Source organism: Dysgonomonas sp. PH5-45 (assembly GCF_029893235.1).
In the GTDB taxonomy this organism is placed as follows: Bacteria; Bacteroidota; Bacteroidia; order Bacteroidales; family Dysgonomonadaceae; genus UBA1309.
Genome location: NZ_JARXWE010000064.1, coordinates 1 through 2131 on the forward strand (window position 1 = coordinate 1; position 2131 = coordinate 2131).

At 36.9% G+C, this 2131-nt stretch carries 3 protein-coding genes; all 3 read right to left on the minus strand.

All coding sequences use genetic code 11. From position 1 onward, the window contains the following. Positions 1-216 precede the first annotated feature (216 nt). A complete protein-coding gene (gene rimM / locus M2132_RS11925; protein ID WP_280673852.1) occupies positions 217-741 on the minus strand; it encodes a ribosome maturation factor RimM in 525 nt (174 codons plus the stop codon). A 3-nt stretch (positions 742-744) separates the two neighbouring features. Further along, positions 745-1341: a DUF4290 domain-containing protein gene (locus M2132_RS11930; RefSeq protein ID WP_280673850.1), complete on the minus strand. Its 597-nt coding sequence runs from the start codon at positions 1339-1341 to the stop codon at positions 745-747. A 203-nt stretch (positions 1342-1544) separates the two neighbouring features. Further along, positions 1545-1880 carry a YegP family protein gene (locus M2132_RS11935; RefSeq protein ID WP_348523160.1) on the minus strand — a complete coding sequence of 112 codons (336 nt, stop codon included), beginning with the start codon at positions 1878-1880 and terminating at the stop codon, positions 1545-1547. Between the last annotated feature and the right edge of the window lie 251 nt (positions 1881-2131).

Here is a 2131-nt window from a genome sequence, read left to right on the forward strand (position 1 = left end):
AAAAAGTAAGATCCACTGCCGGACTACTCATACATACGATGGGCAAAATTGCCATCGCTTTTATTTATCTAATTTTTTAAATACTGATTCGCATTGATAATAAAAAGCATATATCTAAAACCAAAATATCCCGAATAGAATCTAAAAACAGAACCCGCTCCCACAATTACACGGGTTGTGTTGTGTTTTTCGTTAGTTTTGAAACAGAGAAGAAACTTATTCTACCAATCCTTCGGGAATATTCATATAGAGAATACGGTTGTCGTTATCGACTTCTGTTATAAAATCTTCGGTGGCGGGAATAATCAAATCTTCGCCCTCGTTGTTTTTTACGAAAAAAAGGGTGTTGAGCGTAGCATCGTCTACGGCTTCTATCGTTCCTAATATGTTGTTGTTCTGGTCTGTGATAGAAAAACCGATAAAATAATTCCACGAATAGTCAGCATCGGCAGAATTGCTTTCTTCCACGTATTTACGGGGGAAATAAACGTCTAAGCCGCAAAGCTTCCGGGCTTTATCTTCATTGTCGATGCCATCCAACAGGAAAAGGGCTGTTTGCTGCCCCTTGAAGCGGTATTCGTTAACAAAAAAAGGGACAAAAATTCCGTCTGTCAGACAGACAAGATAAGAACAGTTGCTCCGGTCAAAAATGTCATTATCGAAAGCCAGACATATTTCTCCCTTCACACCATGGGGTTTGGTAAATTTCCCTATCCTGAAAACCTCCTCCTGTCTAATCATCCTTTATTTCTTCTTCTGGTTGTTGCTTTTCTGTTTGCTATTATTGCTCCGTTGTAACTCTTTAGCTTCCATTAACTTGACGTCTGAACCCCGTTTGTCAATTTTCCGGTCAGACAGTTCGTATAGGTCTTGAAATATTTTACCGTCTTCAACCTCCTTGTTCCATTGCAGATACGATTTTTTCATGTGGTTCAGAATCAGCCATACGAGTTGTTCTTTTTCTTCACTTTCGGGGTACGAGGTAGCAAGTTTAATCATTTTTTCCAGAATCTTACCATAATGACGGTAAATCATATCCGGATGGCTGTATTCTATTTTCTGAGGTTTGAAGAGCAAATCTTCTTTCTTGATAACTTCGTAAGGGTAGTCGATATCGAGCTGAAAGTCCGATATAATGGCCAGATGATCCCACAGGATATGCTTAAAATCGTTCACGTCACGCAAGTGTGGGAACATATTGCCCATGATGTTTATTATAGAGTTGGCACAACGTGTGCGTTCGTCTTTGTCGTCAACCGTCAGGCAATAATCGACCATGTTTTGTATATTTCTTCCATATTCGGGAAGAATTACTTTTTTCAGTTGTGTATTATAATCCATTTTACAGATATTATTGAGTATCAAAATTTAAGGAGTGGTTTCCTTATATTGTGCTTTGTAGTTACTTATAGAGAATACAAATATATGAAAACTTTTTGAGGTGACAGATTAATTTCCATCCCGAGACGTATAAACACAACAAAAGCCTCAAAAAATCTTAATTTGAGGCTTCTGTTATAATAAGGTTTAATAATACGTAATGGTTAGTCTAATTCTTCAACAATATCGGCTTTGTGTGCGTTTTTCTTTACAGACACAATTCCGTTTTCGCGGGCAGCTTCGCTTTCGTAGAGTTCGCTTGTACCTATTACTTGTCCGTTTGCTGCCTTTAAATTAAAGTAGGGCTTGTTGTTTTTAGATACTAATCTTTCGTATTTTGTATCATCCGGCGCATTTTTCCTTACAGATTCTATTCCATTCAGGCAAGATGCTTTGGTGGTATAGCCTTCACTTGTTAAAATAGTCTGTCCGTTTGCTGCTTTCAGGTTGAACTGAAACTCGTTGTTCTTTCTTTTCGTGATTATAAATTTTCCCATGATTGATAAAATATTTTTATTGGACACTCGTCTTATTATAACAGAACAAGTGTATGTTTTGCTTATTGGAGAGGAGTTAAATAAGCATAAAATATATAATTTATGAGGGACGATGCCGTTCTGTTAAAAAAATGAATTTAACAATCAAAACTAAATATGACCAGGGCAACCGCATCAAATTTTCAATAGTTTCCTGAGATATTGAGTATCCAGCGCTGCTTTATATAGCCTCTTTTTAATACTCAGTTTGTCTT